The sequence below is a fragment of the Oceanicola sp. S124 genome (assembly GCF_000220565.1).
Lineage (GTDB): Bacteria > Pseudomonadota > Alphaproteobacteria > Rhodobacterales > Rhodobacteraceae > Pseudooceanicola.
The window spans coordinates 1-18,149 of record NZ_AFPM01000298.1 but is presented as its reverse complement, the minus strand read 5'-3'; the positions used below and the strand labels follow the sequence as shown (position 1 = coordinate 18,149).

General features: G+C 67.9%; 18 protein-coding genes, 2 pseudogenes and 1 riboswitch. Of the genes and pseudogenes, 15 read left to right on the top strand and 5 right to left on the bottom strand.

Features of this window, described 5'->3' with window-relative positions; all coding sequences use genetic code 11:
• Nucleotides 1-45 precede the first annotated feature (45 nt).
• Entirely contained in the window at nucleotides 46-900 is an 855-nt protein-coding gene (locus OS124_RS0120110; protein WP_010141753.1) for an EamA family transporter, read from the bottom strand.
• 98 nt (nucleotides 901-998) lie between these two features.
• Here OS124_RS0120110 and OS124_RS0120105 point away from each other — a divergent pair, with 98 nt between their 5' ends.
• Nucleotides 999-1,487 carry a MarR family winged helix-turn-helix transcriptional regulator gene (locus OS124_RS0120105; protein WP_010141752.1) on the top strand — a complete coding sequence of 163 codons (489 nt, stop codon included), beginning with the start codon at nucleotides 999-1,001 and terminating at the stop codon, nucleotides 1,485-1,487.
• 81 nt (nucleotides 1,488-1,568) lie between these two features.
• Here the strand turns inward: OS124_RS0120105 and OS124_RS0120100 are convergent, their stop codons facing one another.
• The 3 genes from OS124_RS0120100 to OS124_RS25385 form a co-directional block, all read right to left on the bottom strand.
• The gene (locus OS124_RS0120100; RefSeq protein ID WP_010141751.1) at nucleotides 1,569-2,588 is read right to left on the bottom strand and encodes an LLM class flavin-dependent oxidoreductase; all 1,020 of its coding nucleotides are present in this window, start codon (nucleotides 2,586-2,588) and stop codon (nucleotides 1,569-1,571) included.
• A gap of 171 nt (nucleotides 2,589-2,759) precedes the next feature.
• The gene (locus OS124_RS0120095; protein WP_029375600.1) at nucleotides 2,760-3,461 is read right to left on the bottom strand and encodes a glutathione S-transferase N-terminal domain-containing protein; all 702 of its coding nucleotides are present in this window, start codon (nucleotides 3,459-3,461) and stop codon (nucleotides 2,760-2,762) included.
• A gap of 20 nt (nucleotides 3,462-3,481) precedes the next feature.
• Complete coding sequence (locus tag OS124_RS25385; RefSeq protein WP_010141749.1) at nucleotides 3,482-4,405, bottom strand: alpha/beta hydrolase; 924 nt, start codon at nucleotides 4,403-4,405, stop codon at nucleotides 3,482-3,484.
• 120 nt (nucleotides 4,406-4,525) lie between these two features.
• A riboswitch (SAM riboswitch) is annotated at nucleotides 4,526-4,603 on the top strand.
• A gap of 67 nt (nucleotides 4,604-4,670) precedes the next feature.
• Between OS124_RS25385 and metZ the strand changes: the two genes are divergently transcribed.
• The 14 genes and pseudogenes from metZ to cysG all read left to right on the top strand — a co-directional run bounded on the left by metZ (nucleotide 4,671) and on the right by cysG (nucleotide 17,750).
• Entirely contained in the window at nucleotides 4,671-5,852 is a 1,182-nt protein-coding gene (metZ, locus tag OS124_RS0120085) for an O-succinylhomoserine sulfhydrylase (RefSeq protein ID WP_010141748.1), read from the top strand.
• A gap of 178 nt (nucleotides 5,853-6,030) precedes the next feature.
• Nucleotides 6,031-7,119, top strand: a complete 1,089-nt coding sequence (folE2, locus tag OS124_RS0120080; RefSeq protein ID WP_010141747.1) for a GTP cyclohydrolase FolE2 — start codon at nucleotides 6,031-6,033, stop codon at nucleotides 7,117-7,119.
• Nucleotides 7,120-7,406: 287 nt separating this feature from the next.
• Entirely contained in the window at nucleotides 7,407-8,132 is a 726-nt protein-coding gene (locus OS124_RS0120075) for an urease accessory protein UreD (RefSeq protein WP_010141745.1), read from the top strand.
• A gap of 3 nt (nucleotides 8,133-8,135) precedes the next feature.
• Nucleotides 8,136-8,438 (top strand): urease subunit gamma, encoded by a 303-nt coding sequence (locus OS124_RS0120070; RefSeq protein WP_010141744.1) that lies wholly within the window; start codon nucleotides 8,136-8,138, stop codon nucleotides 8,436-8,438.
• A 137-nt stretch (nucleotides 8,439-8,575) separates the two neighbouring features.
• Nucleotides 8,576-8,881 (top strand): urease subunit beta, encoded by a 306-nt coding sequence (locus OS124_RS0120065; protein ID WP_010141743.1) that lies wholly within the window; start codon nucleotides 8,576-8,578, stop codon nucleotides 8,879-8,881.
• A gap of 112 nt (nucleotides 8,882-8,993) precedes the next feature.
• On the top strand, nucleotides 8,994-9,743 hold the full coding sequence (locus OS124_RS27620) for a hypothetical protein (RefSeq protein WP_010141742.1): 750 nt from the start codon (nucleotides 8,994-8,996) through the stop codon (nucleotides 9,741-9,743).
• Nucleotides 9,744-9,782: 39 nt separating this feature from the next.
• Nucleotides 9,783-11,531 (top strand): urease subunit alpha, encoded by a 1,749-nt coding sequence (gene ureC / locus OS124_RS0120055; RefSeq protein ID WP_010141741.1) that lies wholly within the window; start codon nucleotides 9,783-9,785, stop codon nucleotides 11,529-11,531.
• Nucleotides 11,531-12,145, top strand: coding sequence for a hypothetical protein (locus OS124_RS0120050; RefSeq protein WP_010141740.1), 615 nt, complete (start codon nucleotides 11,531-11,533; stop codon nucleotides 12,143-12,145). The genes ureC and OS124_RS0120050 overlap by 1 nt, the downstream gene beginning before the upstream one ends.
• A 284-nt stretch (nucleotides 12,146-12,429) precedes the next feature.
• A complete protein-coding gene (locus tag OS124_RS0120045; protein ID WP_010141739.1) occupies nucleotides 12,430-12,651 on the top strand; it encodes a hypothetical protein in 222 nt (73 codons plus the stop codon).
• An 87-nt stretch (nucleotides 12,652-12,738) separates the two neighbouring features.
• A pseudogene (locus OS124_RS25375) lies at nucleotides 12,739-13,296 on the top strand (hypothetical protein); the annotation flags it as partial.
• Between the two features lie 125 nt (nucleotides 13,297-13,421).
• A complete protein-coding gene (locus OS124_RS0120035) occupies nucleotides 13,422-14,063 on the top strand; it encodes an urease accessory protein UreF (RefSeq protein ID WP_010141737.1) in 642 nt (213 codons plus the stop codon).
• 31 nt (nucleotides 14,064-14,094) lie between these two features.
• Nucleotides 14,095-14,721: an urease accessory protein UreG gene (gene ureG, locus OS124_RS0120030; RefSeq protein WP_010141736.1), complete on the top strand. Its 627-nt coding sequence runs from the start codon at nucleotides 14,095-14,097 to the stop codon at nucleotides 14,719-14,721.
• 38 nt (nucleotides 14,722-14,759) lie between these two features.
• Nucleotides 14,760-16,208: a TrkH family potassium uptake protein gene (locus tag OS124_RS0120025; protein ID WP_029375599.1), complete on the top strand. Its 1,449-nt coding sequence runs from the start codon at nucleotides 14,760-14,762 to the stop codon at nucleotides 16,206-16,208.
• Nucleotides 16,209-16,373: 165 nt separating this feature from the next.
• Entirely contained in the window at nucleotides 16,374-17,750 is a 1,377-nt protein-coding gene (gene cysG / locus OS124_RS0120020) for a siroheme synthase CysG (RefSeq protein WP_040607647.1), read from the top strand.
• Nucleotides 17,751-17,927: 177 nt separating this feature from the next.
• Here the strand turns inward: cysG and OS124_RS27615 are convergent.
• Nucleotides 17,928-18,149, bottom strand: a pseudogene (locus OS124_RS27615) (peptidoglycan-binding protein); the annotation flags it as partial.

The window sequence follows — 18,149 nt, the reverse complement described above, 5'->3', positions numbered from 1 at the left end:
TAAGGCCGTCACGCGATGCTGCCCGGTCCGCCGGGCGGTGCGGGCTCAGGCGCAGCGGCGCGGGGCGCGGCTGCCCAGCCAGACGCAGCCCAGCACGATCCCGGCGCCGGTCAGTTGCAGCGGGGACAGGGCCTCGCCGAGGATCAGCCAGCCCAGCAGGACGGCGGTCAGCGGGCTGAGGAAGCCGAAACCGGTTACGGCCGCCGGGCCCAGCCGGTCGATGCCACGGAACCAGAAGAAATAGCTGACCGCAGCGCCGATCACCCCCAGCCAGAGGAAACCGGCCAGGTTGGCGGGGCTGAGCGCGGGCAGGGCGGGTTCCAGCCAGAGCGCGAAGGGCAGCAGCAGTACTCCGCCGGCGGTCAGCTGCCAGGCCGTCAAGGTGAGCGCCCCGGCCTCGGGGCGCCACCTGCGCGTCAGCACCACGCCGCAGGCCATCGAGACGGCGCCGGTCAGGGCGGCAGCCAGGCCCAGCGGATCCAGCTGCGCCTCGGGGCCGATGACCAGCAGCGCCACACCGAGGATGCCCGCCAGGGCCGCCGCGATCCCGCGCGCCGTCAGCCGGGTGCCAAGCGCCAGGCGGGCCAGCAGCAGCACGATCAGCGGCTGCACCGCGCCCAGGGTTGCCGCCACGCCGCCCGGCAGCCGGTAGGCGGCGATGAAGAGCGCGGCCCAGAAGATCGAGAAGTTCAGCGCCCCCAGCACCGCCAGGCGTCCGAGCCAGGCCCGGGGCGGCAGGCTGCGGGTGAGCAGCATCAGCAGCAGGCCGGCGGGCAGCGCCCTGAGCACCGCATCGGTCAGCGGATAGCCCGGCGGCAGCAGCTGCGAGGTGACGATATAGGTGCTGCCCCAGACCGCGGGGGCCGAGGCCGCCAGCAGGGAGTCGGTCAGTCGTGACATCGGTCCGTCCTTTTATCTTGACGTCGAGATAAATTTGTCTGTCGGGATAGGCGTGATTTGTCTTGACGTCAAGATAGCTCTTGCAGCAGAGAGGGCGCATGGATCAGGTTGACCGCATACTCTCCCAATGGCGCCAGGAGCGCCCGGATCTGGACGTCGGCCCGATGGGCACGCTGGGACGGCTGAAACGGCTGACCGACCGCCTGACGCAGGAGCTGAACAGCCTCTACGCGGCGCATGGGCTGACGGCGGCCAGCTTCGACGTGCTGGCGACCCTGCGCCGGGCCGGGCCTCCCCATGCGCTGACACCATCGGCGCTGATCAGCTGGACCATGGTGACCTCGGGGACGATGACCAACCGGCTGGACCGGCTGGAAGAGGCGGGGCTGGTCGCGCGCGGCGCGAACCCCGAGGACAGGCGCGGGTCGGTCGTGGCGCTGACGCCCGAGGGGCTGGCGCTGATCGACAGGGTCGTGACCGCGCATGTCGCCAATCAGCACCGGTTGCTTGCGGGCCTGCCAGAGGCGCAGCGCGCGGGGTTCGACGCGGCCCTGCGCAGCTGGCTGGCCGCCTTCGAGGAGAGCTAGGCCCCTCATCACGAAAGGCCCCCGAACGCGAAAGGCCCCCGCCGTTTCCGGCGAGGGCCCCTCGGATCCGTGAGTGGATTTTCAGCGCCAGCCGAGAGCCGGGGCGACGTGGGTCAGGATGCTCTCGATCACATGGGTGTTGTAATCGACACCCAGCGAGTTCGGCACCGTCAGCAGCAGGGTATCGGCCTCGGCAATCGCCTCGTCCTTCTTCAGCTGCTCGATCAGGCGGTCGGGCTCATCGGCGTAGGAGCGGCCGAAGATCGAGCGCTGGCTTTCGATATAGCCGACGCTGTCGTCCTCCTTGCCGCCCCGGCCGAAGTAGGCGCGGTCCATGTCGTTTGTCAGCGCGAAGATCGAGCGGCTGACCGAGACGCGGGGCTTGCGGGAATGCCCGGCGGATTTCCAGGCCTCGCGGTACTTGCGGATCTGATCGGCCTGCTGAACGTGGAAGGGCTCGCCCGTCTCGTCGTCCTTCAGGGTCGAGCTTTGCAGGTTCATGCCCAGCATGGCGGCCCATTCGGCGGTCTTGGTGCTGCCAGAGCCCCACCAGATACGATCCTTCAGCCCCTCGGAGTGCGGTTCCAGCCGCAGCAAGCCCGGCGGGTTGGGGAACATCGGACGCGGGTTCGGCTCGGCAAAACCATGGCCGTCGAGCATCTGCAGGAACACCTGGGCATGGCGGCGGCCCATGTCGGCATCGGTCTCGTCCTCGCCGGGCTGGTAGCCGAAGTGGCGCCAGCCCTCGATCACCTGCTCGGGGCTGCCGCGCGACAGGCCCAGTTGCAGGCGCCCCTGAGAGATCAGGTCGGCCGCGCCGGCATCCTCGGCCATGTAGAGCGGGTTTTCATAGCGCATGTCGATCACGCCGGTGCCGATCTCGATCTTGCTGGTCCTGGCGCCGATGGCGGCCAGGAGCGGGAAAGGCGAGGCATGCTGCCGGGCAAAGTGGTGGACGCGGAAATAGGCGCCATCAAGGCCCAGCTCTTCAGCGGCGACCGATAGATCGATGGCCTGAAGCAGCGCGTCCGAGGCGGTACGGGTGGCCGAGCCCCGCTGCGGGGACCAATGGCCGAAGGACAGGAAACCTATGGATTTCATGACATTTCTCCTTGGCGACAGGTGGCGCGGCGATGGCCGGGCCCGGCCTTCGCCGGTTTGATGTCTAGCTAGGCCCGGCCAGGGCACAAGGCAATGCGCCGCTCTGTTCATCAGCGCGCAAGCCCTGTGTGGAAAACCGGCGCGTTGTGCGCCGGTGCCTTGATGGGCGGCTCATTTCTGGCCGAAGAGGATCTTCTGCTCTTCCTTGGTACGGATGCCACCGCGGTTCTCGGCGGCGACGGCCTTGCCCTTCTGCACCGCCGGACGCTCTCCCACCAGGTCCAGCCAGCGCTGCAGGTTCGGCTTGTCCGAGATATCCTGCTGCTGACCTTCCCAGAGGATCGCCCAGGGCCAGATCGCCATGTCGGCGATCGAGTAGAAATCACCGGCCACGTACTCGGTCTTGCCAAGCTGGGTGTCCAGTACGCGGTGCAACCGGCCGACCTCGTTGCGGTAGCGGTCCTGCGCGTAGGGCAGTTCTTGCGGCGGATCCATCTGCGGGGCGTATTTCAGGAAGTGGTGCGCCTGGCCCGCCATCGGGCCGAGGCCGCCCATCTGCCACATCAGCCACTGGTCCACGGCGATGCGGTCGCGTTGCGTCGGGCCGCAGAAGGTGCCGGTCTTGCGGGCGAGATACTGCAGGATGGCACCGCTTTCGAAGATCGAGATCGGGGCGCCGTCCGGGCCCTCGGGGTCGATGATCGCGGGCATCCGGTTGTTGGGCGAGATCTTCAGGAAGTCGGGCTCGAACTGCTCGCCCTTGCCGATGTTCACCAGGTTCAGGTTATAGGGCAGGCCCATCTCTTCCAGCGCGATGGAGACCTTCCATCCGTTGGGGGTGGGCCAGTAGTAAAGCTCGATGGGTGCGGTCATGATGTCCTCCGTGTTCGGGATCATGATGACGCATTCGCCCCCCATGGCAAGGGCAGCGCCCGGCCCGTGCGCGCGGGCAGGGGGCGACGGGCGGCGATCCGGGTCACTTCGGCGTGAAGCGCCGCGCCGCGCGGGCCGGTCAGCGCCCGGTAGAGCGGGAAGGTGCCGGGGCGCAGGTAGGTCGACCAGTGGCAGATGCGCCGGTCCGGCCGGGCCAGGGAAAAGCCCATGGCGGCAAGGCCCGCCAGGTGCTGCGGATCGTCCAGCCGCAGCTCGGGCAGGTCCGGGTGACGGGCCTGTCCCAGCACCGGATCGCCCAGGGTGCCCGATCCGACCAGCCCGGCCAGCATCATGTCGAACAGCAGGTTCTCGCCGCTGGTCACATGCAGCAACCGGGCGCGGCGTCCGGCAGGGCTGGCAAGCGCGCGGTGCAGGTGGCTGGCGTGATCGGCGCCGGCCAGCAGCAGCACCCGGCCAAGCGCGGGAACCGGCAGCGCGGCAAGGGCCGCGAGCAGCACCCGCGCGCCGAGGGAATGGCCGATGGCGTGGATCTCTCGCCCCGGATCGAGGCGGCGGATCGTGGTAACGACCCGGGCCAGTGCAAGGCCGGCCTGTTCGGCGCGGTCGTAGGCTTGCCAGATCGTGCCGCGCGCGTCCCATCCGAAGGCGAGGCCCAGGCAGTCCTCGCCCACCCCCAGTCCGCGCGGCCAGCTGGCGGCCTTGCGGCAGGGATGGCTGTCGTGATCCGAGAGAATGTGGCGGTGCGGGCAATGCAGCGGATCGCCGGGCCGGAAGCGGAAGCCATGGACCATCAGCACGACGGGGGGCCCGGGGGCCCGGGTCAGGGCCTCGTTCAGGGCCCGCTCCAGCCCTGCCGCGACGGGCGTGGCTGTTCCATGCGCGACCGGCGTGGCGCCGGTGGCGTCGATCCTGATCAAGGCCATCGTGACAGCCCTCTGCTCACCTCTGCGCAAGCCATAGCGCGAACGTGCAAAGGAGCAGTGAAGACAGCGTGACAGGCGGGTGACGCCGAGGGAACTTGACCACCTGCGCGACGGGGCGTAAGGCGGGGGCGTGGCGCTTTGTAACCGGATTGCGGGCCACGTTAAACAAACCGCTAAAGAGGTCGAGGTAGGGAAGTCCCTTTCGCTTGACCGCGTCTGGGGCTTTTTTGTTGGCCGCGCAGCCCCCGTGGCCGGGAGATGGAAGATGACCGACGAATTCAAACCCCGCACCAAGCTGGTCCATGGCGGCACCCGCCGCTCGCAGTACAACGAAGTCTCGGAAGCGATCTTCATGACGCAGGGCTTCGTCTACGATACCGCCGAGCAGGCCGAGGCCCGCTTCCAGGAGACCGGCCCGGACGAATTCATCTACGCCCGCTACGGCAATCCCACCGTGGCGATGTTCGAGGATCGCATCGCCCAGCTGGAAGGCGCCGAGGCGGCCTTTGCCACCGCCTCGGGCATGGCAGCGGTCAACAATGCGCTGATGTCGATGCTGAAGGCCGGCGACCACGTGGTCGCGGCGCGGGCGCTGTTCGGCTCGTGCCTCTATATCCTGGAAAAGGTGCTGGTGCGCTACGGGGTCGAACTGACCCTGGTCGACGGCACCGACCTTGAGCAATGGAAGGCCGCGCTGCGCCCCGACACGGCGCTGGTCTTCTTCGAGACCACCTCGAACCCGACGCTCGAGGTCATCGACATCGCCGCCGTGGCCGAACTGGCCCATGCCGTCGGCGCGCTGGTGGTGGTCGACAACGTCTTCGCCACCCCGATCTATTCCCGCGCCATCGAACTGGGCGCCGACGTGGTCGTCTACTCCGCGACCAAGCACATCGACGGCCAGGGCAGGGCCCTCGGCGGCGTGGTCCTGGGCAGCGAAGCGTTCATCAAGGGTGATTTCTTCGCCTATTCCAAGCACACCGGCGCGGCGCTGTCGCCCTTCAACGCCTGGCTGATGCTGAAGGGGCTGGAAACGATGGACCTGCGCGTCCGCGCCCAGACCGACAGCGCCGAGAAGATCGCCGCGGCCCTGCATGGCCACGACAAGCTGGCGCGGATGATCTACCCGGGCCATGCCTCTCATGCGCAATACGACCTGGTGCAGCGCCAGACCGGCAAGGGCGGCACGGTGATCGCGCTGGACCTCGCAGGCGGGCAGGAGGCGGCCTTCCGCTTCCTCAACGCGGTCAAGGTGGGCGTGATCTCGAACAACCTCGGCGATGCCAAGTCGATCCTGACCCATCCCGCGACCACCACCCATTCCAGCCTGACCGAAGAGCAGCGCCAGGCCCTGGGCATCACCCGCGGGCTGGTGCGGATCTCGGTCGGTCTCGAGGATCCCGAGGATCTGGTGGCCGACTGGAGTGCGGCGCTGGCACAGGCCTGAGGCGAAACGCCTTCGGGCGGGCCCGATGCGGGCCTGCCCTTCCACTGTGGTAACTTGGCCGGATTATTTAATGATCTGTTACTGCTAGCTGTCCGTAGTAGACCTGTTGCTGGATTTTTGTGCTATAGACACCTACGTGTTGGGACGTCCGAAGCGGACGAAGTGGAAAGGGGCCGTGATGAATGTCCACCCGAATGATCTGAAACCGGAAATCAAAGAGGCCCGCGCGGCGCTGGATGTGCTGCGCGACTGGGCTGCCAGGGCCTCGGATGCCGAGATCAATGCATTGGATCCTGCGGTGGCGCGGCTGCTGCCCGGCGGCGCCTCCTATCCGCTGCTGTCGCGCGACTACCCGACGCAGTTCAACGCCGATTCCGAATATCGCGACACGCTGCCCGACCTGCAGAATGGCCCTTCCAGCCTGATCCGCGGCGCCCATGCCCCGATCCAGCACGTCGGCATCTCGAACTTCCGCCTGCCGATCCGGGTGAAGAACCGCGCTGGCGGCGAGCACATGCTGGAGGCTTCGGTCACCGGCACCGTCAGCCTCGAGGCCGACAAGAAGGGCATCAACATGTCGCGCATCATGCGCAGCTTCTACGGCTATGCCGAAGAGCTCTTCTCGTTCGAAGTGATCGAGGCGGCGCTGAACGACTACAAGGCCGATCTTGAAAGCCTTGATGCGCGGATCATGATGCGTTTCTCCTACCCGGTGAAGCGCCGGAGCCTGCGTTCGGGGCTTGCCGGCTACCAGTATTACGACCTCGCGCTGGAGGTCGTTGATCACGATGGCCAGCGTGACCGCTTCATCCATCTCGATTACGTCTATTCCTCGACCTGCCCCTGTTCGCTGGAGCTGTCCGAGCACGCCCGGCGCGAGCGCGGCCAGCTGGCGACGCCGCATTCTCAGCGCTCTGTCGCGCGCCTGTCGGTGCAGGTGGTGCCTGGGGAATGCCTGTGGTTCGAAGACCTGATCGACATGGCCCGCCTTGCCGTGCCGACCGAGACCCAGGTCATGGTGAAGCGCGAGGACGAACAGGCCTTCGCCGAGCTGAACGCCGCCAACCCGATCTTCGTCGAAGATGCGGCCCGGCTGTTCTGCGAGGAACTTCAGGCAGATGCGCGTATCGGTGACTTCCGCGTCGCGGCCAGCCACCAGGAAAGCCTGCACTCTCATGACGCGGTTTCGGTGCTGACCGAGGGCAAGACCTTCCGCGCCCAGAGCCTGGATCCCCGCTTCTTCGCCACGCTGCATCACGCGGGCTGAGGTATTTCCCACAGGGGATCTGCCGGCCCGTTGCCGGTAGGTCCATTCGTTTGGGGATGCCCAATCCTTGGGCGGTTCGCCGCGCAGGGCGGCGGCCTTTGGCCCGGTCTTTCGAATAGGCTTACACTCCGGTCCCGGCTTGCTACTCTGCTCGGCAACAGGAGGGACGAGCCATCAACGTCGAGGTGACGCACCTGCATTCGCAACCGCGATCTGCCCTGCCGCGCCAGCCGCGTTCGCAGGGTGTGCTGCGTGTTTCCGCACGCCCTGGGGCGCGGATCGGGCAGTTGCATCAGGCGGGCTCTCTCAAGGCGCTGTTCCCGGCGTCGCGGCAGGGCATCCTCAACGCAGTCTTCCTCAATACCTCGGGCGGCGTGACCGGTGGCGACCGCTTCCAGATCACCGCCAAGGCCGAGGAGGACGCCGCGCTGATGGTCACCTCGCAGGCGGCCGAGCGGCTCTACCGCGCCCAGCCGGACGAGACCGGGCGGGTCTCGGTCTCGCTGCAGGTTGCGCCCGGAGGGCGGCTGGACTGGCTGCCGCAGGAAACCATCCTCTTCGACGGGGCACAGGTGGCCCGCGATTTCCGCGTCGACCTTGCCCCTGATGCCCGTTTTCTGGCGGTCGAGCCGCTGGTTTCAGGCCGTTTGGCTATGGGGGAACTTGTACATTCAGGATCTCTGAGCGATTCATGGCGGGTCCGAAAGGCGGGTAAATTGACTTTTGCGGACAATTTCCGGCTCTCGGGCGATATCGACGCGCAACTTGCCCGGCCGGGCGTTGCCGAGGGCTGCCGGGCGCTTGCCTCGGTGCTCTTCGCCGCGCCGGGGGCCGAGGCCCTGCTGGCGCCGCTGCGCGAGGCCCTCGGCCCGCTGGGGGGTGCCAGTCTCGTTGCGGAAGATCTTCTCTTTGCCCGCATCCTGGCCGAGGATGGCTACATGCTGCGGCGGCGACTCATCCCGGCGCTGGTGCAGCTCTCGGGCCAGGACATTCCAAGGACGTGGACGCTTTAAGACATGCAGCTAACCCCTCGTGAAAAAGACAAACTGCTGATTTCCATGGCCGCCGAGGTGGCGCGGAAGCGGCTGGCCCGCGGCGTGAAACTGAACCATCCCGAGGCCATCGCCCTGATCACCGATGCGGTGGTCGAGGGGGCCCGGGACGGGCGCACCGTGGCCGAGATGATGGAGGCCGGCGCCCAGGTCATCACCGCCGAGCAATGCATGGAGGGCGTGCCCGAGATGATCCACGAGGTTCAGGTCGAGGCCACCTTCCCGGACGGCACCAAGCTGGTCACCGTCCATAATCCGATCCGTTAAGGCAACACATCAGGAAAGGGACGCAAGCGAATGAGCTTTCTCGAAAAACTGCTGGCCCTGCTCGGACCCAAGGCGCAGCCCGTGCCGATCCCGGTGCGGCGTGATCCGCCGCGCCGCGCCCCATGGGAGCGTCGCCGGTGATCCCGGGCGAGATCCTGCCCGCCGAGGGCACGCTTGAACTGAACGCGGGGATCGCCTCGATCACCCTGATGGTGGCCAATACCGGCGACCGTCCGGTGCAGGTTGGCAGCCACTACCATTTCGCCGAGGCCAATGGCGCGCTCGACTTCGACCGGGCCGTGGCGCGCGGGATGCGACTGGATATCGCCGCCGGCACTGCCGTGCGCTTCGAGCCGGGCCAGCGCCGCGAAGTGTCGCTGATCCCCATCGGTGGAGGACGTGCGATCTACGGCTTCAACCAGCAGGTCATGGGACCGCTGTGAGCCCTGCGGAGGGGCGCGCCAGTCGCCCCCCGATGAGGCAGACCGCAACGACGGCCCCTCTGGGGCGGGCCACCTTCGGCAGATGTGACATGGACCACAGGGGGAAGACCCGATGATGGACACGACCCAGATCATGATCCGCCAGGCCAGCTTCGTGCAAAGCATGGCCCTTGGCACCGCGCGGCTGGCGGAATGGCAGATGCGCTTCGGCCAGGCCATGCTGCGATCCCTTCTGACAGAAGCTCCGGCAGCGCCCGAGGGGGCCGCCCCTGTCCCGCCCGAGCCGGCAGACGCCGCTGCGGAGCCGGGGCCCGACGCCCTGTCCGAGCCCGGCACAGCTTCGGCAGGGAGCACGGAGAGCCCCGCGACCTCTGCTGCCTCGGATCTTCCCACGAGCCAGGCGCCAGCGGCACAACCGGCGCCGCGCAAACCTGCCGCCGCGCGCAAGACCCGAGGGGACAAGGCTCAGCCAGCCCAGGCCCGGCCCCGCAAGGCGGCCGCTGCCCCTGCGGCCTCCACCGGAGCGGCGAAGCCCGCGGCCCGCAAGACGGCCCGGCCCGTGGCACCCAAGGCGACCCCGAAAGTCGCTGCCAGAACGGCAGATGCGGCCAAGGCCGAAGCGCCGCCGAAAGCGGTCGAGGCCCTGACTGAACCTGTCTCCAGGCCGGTCCGTCGCAAGGCGGCCCCGAAGGCGGCCCCGAAGGCAGCTCCGAAGGCCGAGGCGCCAGGACCCGCCGTTCAGGCCGCGCCTGACGCCAAGCCTGCTGCGACTGAGGCCCCGGCGCCCGCCGCCAAGCGCCCCCGCAAGCCCTCGGCGCCGCCCTCGATGCCGGACAAGACCACCACTGACGGCGACAGCTGAGCGGCCCCACGCCCTCTCCGATCCATCCAGGAGTTCTTCATGCCCACCCAGATTTCCCGCGCGGACTATGCCGCGATGTTCGGCCCCACCACCGGGGACCGTGTCCGCCTGGCCGACACGGATCTGATCATCGAGGTCGAACGCGACCTGACCGCCGAACGCGCGGCGCTGGAGAGCGGCGGCAATGGCCCGCGCTACGGCGAAGAGGTGAAATTCGGCGGTGGCAAGGTGATCCGCGACGGCATGGGGCAGTCTCAGGCGACCCGTGCGGCGGGGGCCGTCGACACCGTGATCACAAATGCCCTGATCGTCGACTGGACGGGGATCTACAAGGCCGACGTGGGGCTGAGGGACGGGCGCATCGCCAAGATCGGCAAGGCGGGCAACCCCGACACCCAGCCCGGCGTCGACATCATCGTCGGCCCCGGCACCGAGGCCATCGCGGGCGAGGGCAAGATCCTGACCGCCGGCGGCATCGACAGCCATATCCACTTCATCTGCCCGCAGCAGATCGAGGATGCGCTGCATTCGGGCCTGACTACGATGATCGGCGGCGGCACCGGCCCGGCACACGGCACGCTGGCCACCACGGTCACCCCCGGTCCCTGGCACATGGGCCGGATGCTGCAGGCCGCCGAGGCCTTCCCGATGAACCTGGCCTTTGCCGGCAAGGGCAATGCCTCGCTGCCCGCGGCGCTGGAAGAGCAGGTGCGCGGCGGCGCCTCCTGCCTGAAGCTGCACGAGGACTGGGGCACGACCCCCGCCGCCATCGACTGCTGCCTCTCGGTGGCCGATGCGATGGACGTGCAGGTGATGATCCACACCGACACGCTGAATGAATCCGGCTTCGTCGAGAACACCGTGGCGGCGATGAAGGGCCGCACCATCCACGCCTTCCACACCGAAGGGGCAGGGGGCGGCCATGCGCCCGACATCATCAAGATCTGCGGCGAAGAGCACGTTCTGCCGAGCTCGACCAACCCCACGCGCCCCTTCACCCGCAACACCATCGACGAGCATCTCGACATGCTGATGGTCTGCCACCACCTCGACAAGTCGATCCCCGAGGACGTGGCCTTCGCCGAAAGCCGCATCCGGCGCGAGACCATCGCGGCCGAGGATATCCTGCACGACATGGGCGCCTTCAGCATCATCGCGTCGGACAGCCAGGCCATGGGCCGGGTGGGCGAGGTGCTGATCCGCACCTGGCAGACCGCCGACAAGATGAAGAAGCAGCGCGGGCGGCTTGCCGAGGAGACCGGCGACAACGACAACTTCCGCGTCCGCCGCTATATCGCCAAGTACACGATCAATCCGGCCATCGCGCATGGCCTGTCCCACCAGGTGGGCAGCATCGAAGAGGGCAAGCGCGCCGACCTGGTGCTGTGGAACACCGCCTTCTTTGGCGTGAAGCCCGAGATGGTGCTGATCGGCGGCTCGATCGTCGCGGCCCAGATGGGCGATCCCAATGCCTCGATCCCGACGCCGCAGCCGGTCTATACCCGGCCCATGTTCGGCGCCTTCGGCAAGGCGGTGACCAATTCCGCCGTCACCTTCGTCTCGGCCGCCGCGCAGGCCGAGGGCATCGCCGAACGGCTGGGACTGGAGAAAGAGACAATTGCCGTCCTGAACACCCGCCAGATCGGCAAGAAGGACCTGCGGCTGAACTCGGCCACGCCCCATGTCGAGGTGAACCCCGAGACCTACGAGGTGCGTGCCGATGGCGAGTTGCTGACCTGCGAGCCGGCAGAGGTTCTGCCCATGGCGCAGCGCTACTTCCTGTTCTGATGCACGCGGCCCTGATCCTCGCGCTGCTGCTGCCTTCGGCGGTCGCGGCGCGTTGCCCCGTCTCTGACGATATCTCGCGCGGGATCGTCTATGCCTCGACCCTCGGCGAGAGCGAGTCTATCCATGTCGCCATGGGCACCTCGTCCTTCCTCGCCAGCTACTACGAGCTGGGCGACTACGGGCTGACCAAGCAGTTCCTGCTGCTGAAGGGCGCCTATCCGCTGTCGCTGACCACCATCGTGACCGACGAGGCGCTGACGATCTCGTACCACTACCCGATCCCGCAGGCGGGCTTCCCCGAGCCCGCACCGGGGGTGAACTGGCAGGTCGAGGCGGTGGTGGCGCAGGGCGAGGTCTCGCTGACCGAGCTGCACAGCTACACTTTCGGCGGTGAGGTCGAGCGCCAGATCGGCAATTGCAGCTACCTCGTGGTGCCCTATGACATCGAGACCAGCTCGGATGTCTACGGGGCGCAGGTGCTGCCGATGTTCTACATTCCGGTGCTGGGCGTCAGCTTCCCTGATTCCTCGCGCGAGGCCGGGGTGGGCGAGGGCGTCGAATTCTCGGAACGGATGACCACCTATCCCGATCTCCTGACAGAGTGGGGCAACTGAGGTGAGGTCTTTGAAGAGTCCTGTGATCACAAATTCCGACGCGATGCGTGCAGGGCCTTGTGGCACAGGGGAATGGGCGTGTTTCGGGCTGCCGCAGTGCAGCGATGTGATGGAAAAAGCTATGCGTCTGGCGCAAATGTGGTCTGCGGGAGCGTTAAAAATAACGGTTTCTGCGTTGCAGCGGACGCATGGCGGTAATGAAGGATTGAAAATGGTAAGGGCGCAGGTGCTGACCTATTGTTGGGCTCAAGACAAGCATTCAACACACGAGTACGAGGTTTCTCATGGCTTCCGTTACCAGCAATATCCCCGCCGCCGGCTTCTCTGCGAAACTCGCAGGCCTGATGGCATCCATTTCGGCCGGCATGGTCGCCTACATGGAGCGCCGCACCCGTTCCGAGCAGATCGCCGTTCTGCAGTCCAAGTCGGACGAAGAGCTGGCCAAGCTGGGCATCAACCGCGACGAGATCCCGGCCTACGTCTTCCGCGACCTGTTCTACGTCTGACCCCCACGTGCCAGGGGGCCGCGCAGGCGGCTCCGGCGCGGGGCAGGGCGGCTGAACGGGAATGTTTCACGGTAGCCGGGGTGCGCCATGACTGAGCGCCCCCAAGTGACGAGAGCCCTTTCAGCCCTCAGATCCCACGAGCTGGGTGACGGCAAGATCGCCGACACCGTGACGCTCGATTACGATGCGCGTTTCTTCCGCCGGAAAGGTTTGATGACCGACGGCGGGATGCGCATTCTGGCCGATCTTGCGCAGACCATCTCGCTGGACGAGGGCGATGCCCTCCAGCTTGAGGATGGTCGCCTGATCGGCATCCTTGCCGCCCCCGAGCCGCTTCTGAAGGTGACGGGGCGGGATCTGCCCCGGCTTGCCTGGCACATCGGCAACCGCCACACCCCCTGCCAGATCGAGACCGCCGCGCTGTTCATCCGCGAGGACAGGGTGATCGCCGAGATGCTGCGCCACCTCGGCGCAAGGGTCGAGGCCGTCGAGGCACCCTTCCTTCCCGAGGGCGGTGCCTATGGCCATGGGCGCACCCATTCCCACGAGCACGGCGCGACCCTGCATGACGGCTCGGGGCACGGGCATTCCCATTCCCACGGGCATGACCACGCGCATCCCCATGATCACGGGCACGCCCATGACCATTCGCACGACCATCCGCATGGTCACGTGCACCATCATTCTTCCCATGACGATGCCGCGGCGCAGGCCGAGGACATGGAGGAGGACGGCACGCCGCATGCGCCCGGCGATCCCCGGCTGGCGCCGTGAGCAGCGATCCCGCGCTGATTCTGCATCGCTGGCTGTCCCCCGCCTACCCGGTGGGCAGCTTTGCCTATTCCCACGGGATCGAGGCGGCGGTGGCCGAAGGCCGGTTGACCGGGCTGGCCGGGACGCGTGACTGGATCTGCGACATCCTGGAACACGGCGCGGGGCGCAACGATGCCATCCTGCTGGCCGCCGCCTATCGCGCCGAAGCGTCCGGTTTGGTAGAGATCGCCGCGTTGGCCTCGGCGCTGGCCCCCTCGGCCAACCGGCGGCTGGAGACCGAGGCCCAGGGCGCGGCCTTTGCCCGCACCACCGCCGAGGTTCACGGGCTGGACCTGCCCGCGATGCCCTACCCGGTGGCTCTCGGCCGCGCCGCGCGGCTGATGGAGCTGCCGCTGGAGATGACCCTGCGGCTTTACCTGATGGCTTTCGCCTCGGCGCTGACCTCGGCGGCGATCCGGCTGGTGCCGCTTGGCCAGACCGACGGACAACGCCTGTTGAGCGCGCTGGAACCGCTGGCCGAAAGGCTGGCGGCAGAGGCCCTGCCGGGTGATCTCGACGCCCTTGGCTCTTGTGCTGTAATGTCCGACATTGCGGCGATGCGGCAGGAGACCCTGCCGACCCGTCTTTTCCGCTCGTGAGCGGGCGCGGTACGACTGAAAGGGACACCAGATGAGCAGCTCTCCCCATGGCCCCCTGCGGATCGGCCTCGGTGGTCCGGTCGGTGCCGGCAAGACCTCTCTGACGGCCGCGCTCTGCCGGGCGCTGCGGGACCACCTGTCGGTGGCGGTGGTGACCAACGACATCTACACCCAGGAAGACGCCGAGGCGCTGGTGCGCATGCAGGCGCTGTCCTCTGACCGCATCCGCGGCGTCGAGACCGGCGGCTGTCCCCACACCGCGATCCGCGAGGATGCCTCGATCAACCTCGCCGCCATCGACGAGCTGAACCGGGCGTTCCCGGACCTCGACGTGGTGTTCATCGAATCGGGGGGCGACAACCTCTCGGCCACCTTCTCGCCGGAGCTTGCGGATGTGACGATCTACGTGATCGACGTGGCCGCCGGCGAAGAGATCCCGAGGAAGGGCGGCCCCGCCGTCACCCGCTCGGATATCCTGGTGATCAACAAGACCGACCTTGCGCCCCATGTCGGCGCCGATCTGTCGGTGATGGAGCGCGATGCCACGGCGCAGCGCGGCGGGCGGCCCTTTGTCTTCACCAACCTCAAGACCGGCGAGGGCCTGCCGCAGATCCTGACCCTGCTGGACCAGATCGGCGGCCTCGCCGTTCCCGCATGAGCATCTTTTCCGACCTGCCCCGGGGCCACAGCCTGACCCTGATCGACTTCCGCCCGATCGGCTACGTGGTGGGCATGCTTGTGGCCGTGCTGGGCCTGACCATGCTGGTGCCGCTGGCGGTGGATATCGCCGACGGCAACGGTCACTGGCCGGTATTCCTCGAAAGCGCCCTGCTGACTTTCACCATCGGCGGGCTGACCTCTCTGGCCTGCCAGAACGGCGCGCGCGAGGGGCTGACCCTGCAGCAGACCTTCATCCTGACCACCGCGCTCTGGGCCACGCTGCCGCTGTTCGGCGCGCTGCCCTTCATGATGGGCGCCACCGATGCCAGTTTCACCAATGCCTATTTCGAGGCGATGTCGGGGATGACCACCACCGGTTCGACGGTCTTTTCGGGGCTCGAGTCCCTGCCGCGCGGGCTGAACCTGTGGCGCGGCATCCTGCAATGGCTGGGCGGGATCGGCATCATCGTCGTCGCCATGGTCTTCCTGCCCGAACTGCGGGTCGGGGGGATGCAGGTCTTCCGCTCGGAGGCCTTCGAGACCATGGGCAAGATCCTGCCCCGCGCCTCGGCCATCGCCGGGCAGATCTCGGTGATCTACGTCGGGCTGACCGTGGCCTGCATGCTGACCTACCTGCTGCTGGGAATGGATCCGTTCAATGCCACGGTCCATGCGCTGACCACCCTGTCGACCGGGGGCTTCTCCACCTCGGATGCCTCGTTCGGAGCCTTCCAGGGGCCGATGGAATATGCCGCCAGCTTCTACATGATTGCCGCCGCGCTGCCCTTCGTGCGCTACGTGCAGATGCTGAACGGCAACCGCATCGCCCTGTTCCACGACAGCCAGGTGCGCGGCTTCATGATCACCATCGCGGTGCTGGTCGCGGTCTCTTCCTTCGTGCTGCTGCGGATCTTCCCGCATCACTGGGAACAGGCCGTGCGCGAGAGCCTCTTCAACATCGTGTCGATCATCTCGGGCACCGGCTATGCCTCGGTCGACTACATGGCCTGGGGACCGTTCCTGATCACCATGTTCTTCTTCATCGGCCTGATCGGCGGCTGCGCCGGCTCGACCGCCTGTTCGGTGAAGATCTTCCGCTACCAGATCCTGTTCGCCTCGATCAAGGCGCAGATCAAGCGCATCCACTCGCCGCACGGGGTCTTCTCGCTGCGCTATGACGGCAAGAAGCTGGACGAGGACGTGCTGGGCTCGGTGATGTCCTTCTTCGTCTTCTTCACCGTCTCGGTCGGCGTGTTCTCGGTGGCGCTGGCGCTGACCGGTCTGGACTTCGTCACCTCGCTTTCGGGCGCGGCGACGGCGCTGGCCAATATCGGCCCCGGCCTGGGCGACATCATCGGGCCGGCGGGCTACTTCGGGCCGCTGAACGACACCGCGAAGTGGATCCTGATCGCCGGGATGCTCTGCGGGCGGCTCGAGCTGATGGTTGTCTACGCCATGCTCACCCTGCGGTTCTGGCGCGCCTGAGCAGCGGATTTCCTTGCTTTTCGCCCTCGGGCGGGGCATCCTGACAGGGATACGCGGCAATGGCGCTGCGGCTCTCTCCCACAGGTCGGGAACATTGGCTGGGATGCCCTTCCGTGATGCGCTCACGGGATGGTGGCCCTTTTCCTGTTTTCCGGAGGTGACGAGATGAAGACCTTCCCCATGTTCCTGAAGATGGCCGGTCGCCGCGTGGTGATCTGCGGCGGCGGCGCCGAGGCGGCGCGCAAGGCGCGGCTGGTGCTGAAGACCGAGGCCGAGATCCTGCTGGTGGCGCCCGAGCTGGACCCTGAGCTGGCCGGGCTGGTGGCCTCGGGCCGGGCCCGTCATGTGCCTGCCGCCGGGCCCGGGACCTTCGACAACTGCATCCTGACCTTCATCGCCACCGGCGACGAGGCCGAGGAAGAGGCGCTGGCGGCGCAGGCCCATGCGGCGGGGGCGGTGGTCAACATCGTCGACCGCCCCGGTCTGTGCGACGCCTTCACGCCCTCGATCGTCGACCGCGACCCGGTGGTGGTGGCGATCGGCACCGAGGGCGCGGCCCCGGTGCTGGGCCGGGCGATCAGGACCGAGGTCGAGACCATGCTGGATCCCCGCCTCGGGGCCTTCGCGGCGCTGGCCGGGCGGCTGCGCGAGGCGGTGGCCGGGGCCTTCGAGCCGGTGCAACGGCGGCGCTTCTGGGAATGGGCCTTCAACGGTCCCGCCTTCGCCGAACACCGCGCCGGGCGCGAGCGGGCGGCGGCGGACATGCTGAAGGCGGCCATCGCCGCCGGCGCGGCTCCCGCTGAGGGCGGACGCATCGCGCTGGTCGGCGCGGGACCCGGCGCGCGCGACCTGCTGACGCTGCGCGCGGTGCGCCACCTGCAGGAGGCCGACGTGATCTTCTATGACCGGCTGGTCGATCCCGAGGTGCTGGAACTGGCGCGGCGCGATGCCGACCGGGTCTTCGTCGGCAAGGAGGTCGGCGCCTCGTCCTGGCCGCAGGCGAAGATCGACGCGCTGATCGTGGCCGAGGCCCGCAAGGGGCGCCGCGTGGTGCGGCTGAAGTCGGGAGATCCTTCGGTCTTCGGACGGGCGCGGGAAGAGCTGGACGCGGCGCGGGCGGCCGGGGTGCCGGTCGAGATCGTGCCGGGGATCACGGCGGCTTCGGCGGCGGCGGCCTCCCTGGGCCGTCCGCTGACCGAGCGTGGAGAGAGTGACGCCTGCGTGCTGGTCACCGGCGCCTGCCGTCCGGGCGATCCGGCGCCGGACTGGGCGCCGCTGGCGCGGGCGGGCACGACGCTCTGCATCTACATGGGCGTCGCGCGGGCCCCGCAGATCGCCGCCGAGCTGCGCGCGGCAGGGGTACCGGGCGCCACGCCGGTCGAAGTGGTGGCCGAGGCCTCGACCGTGCGGGAGAAGCGCCTTGTCACGCCGCTGGAGGACCTGCCGCAGGCGCTTCAGCGCGAAGGCATCGGCAACCCGGCAATCCTGCTGGTGCGGCACGGCAAGCCGGCGGCCGCAGCGGGCCTGACAACGGTGGCGTGACCCAAAGGAAAAGCGCCCCCGAGGGGGGCGCTTTGCGTGTTTCATTGGGCCTTCGGCCCGAGGGCCCGGTCGCGACCGTCGTACCTGAGGGGGCAGGCGTTTCCGCTCCGCCCGTGACGCCCTCAACCTCTCCCCCGGAGTGGTTGCCGGATGCCCTGCGGACATCCGGACCGGGCGTCACTCCCAGCACTGCACGAGGACGGTGACGTCTTCGGCGTGGCGCGTCAGGGCCTGCGGGGTCAGGGCCGCATCGCCGCTGGCGGCGCGGGGGCTGACACCGGCGGCGGTCAGCATCTCGGCCAGTGCCAGGGGTGCGACGGCGAAGGCCACCCCCTCGGGGAGTTGCCGTGCGCTGTCTTCGGGGGCCTGCAGCAGGCCGATCAGCGCCCCGGACATGTC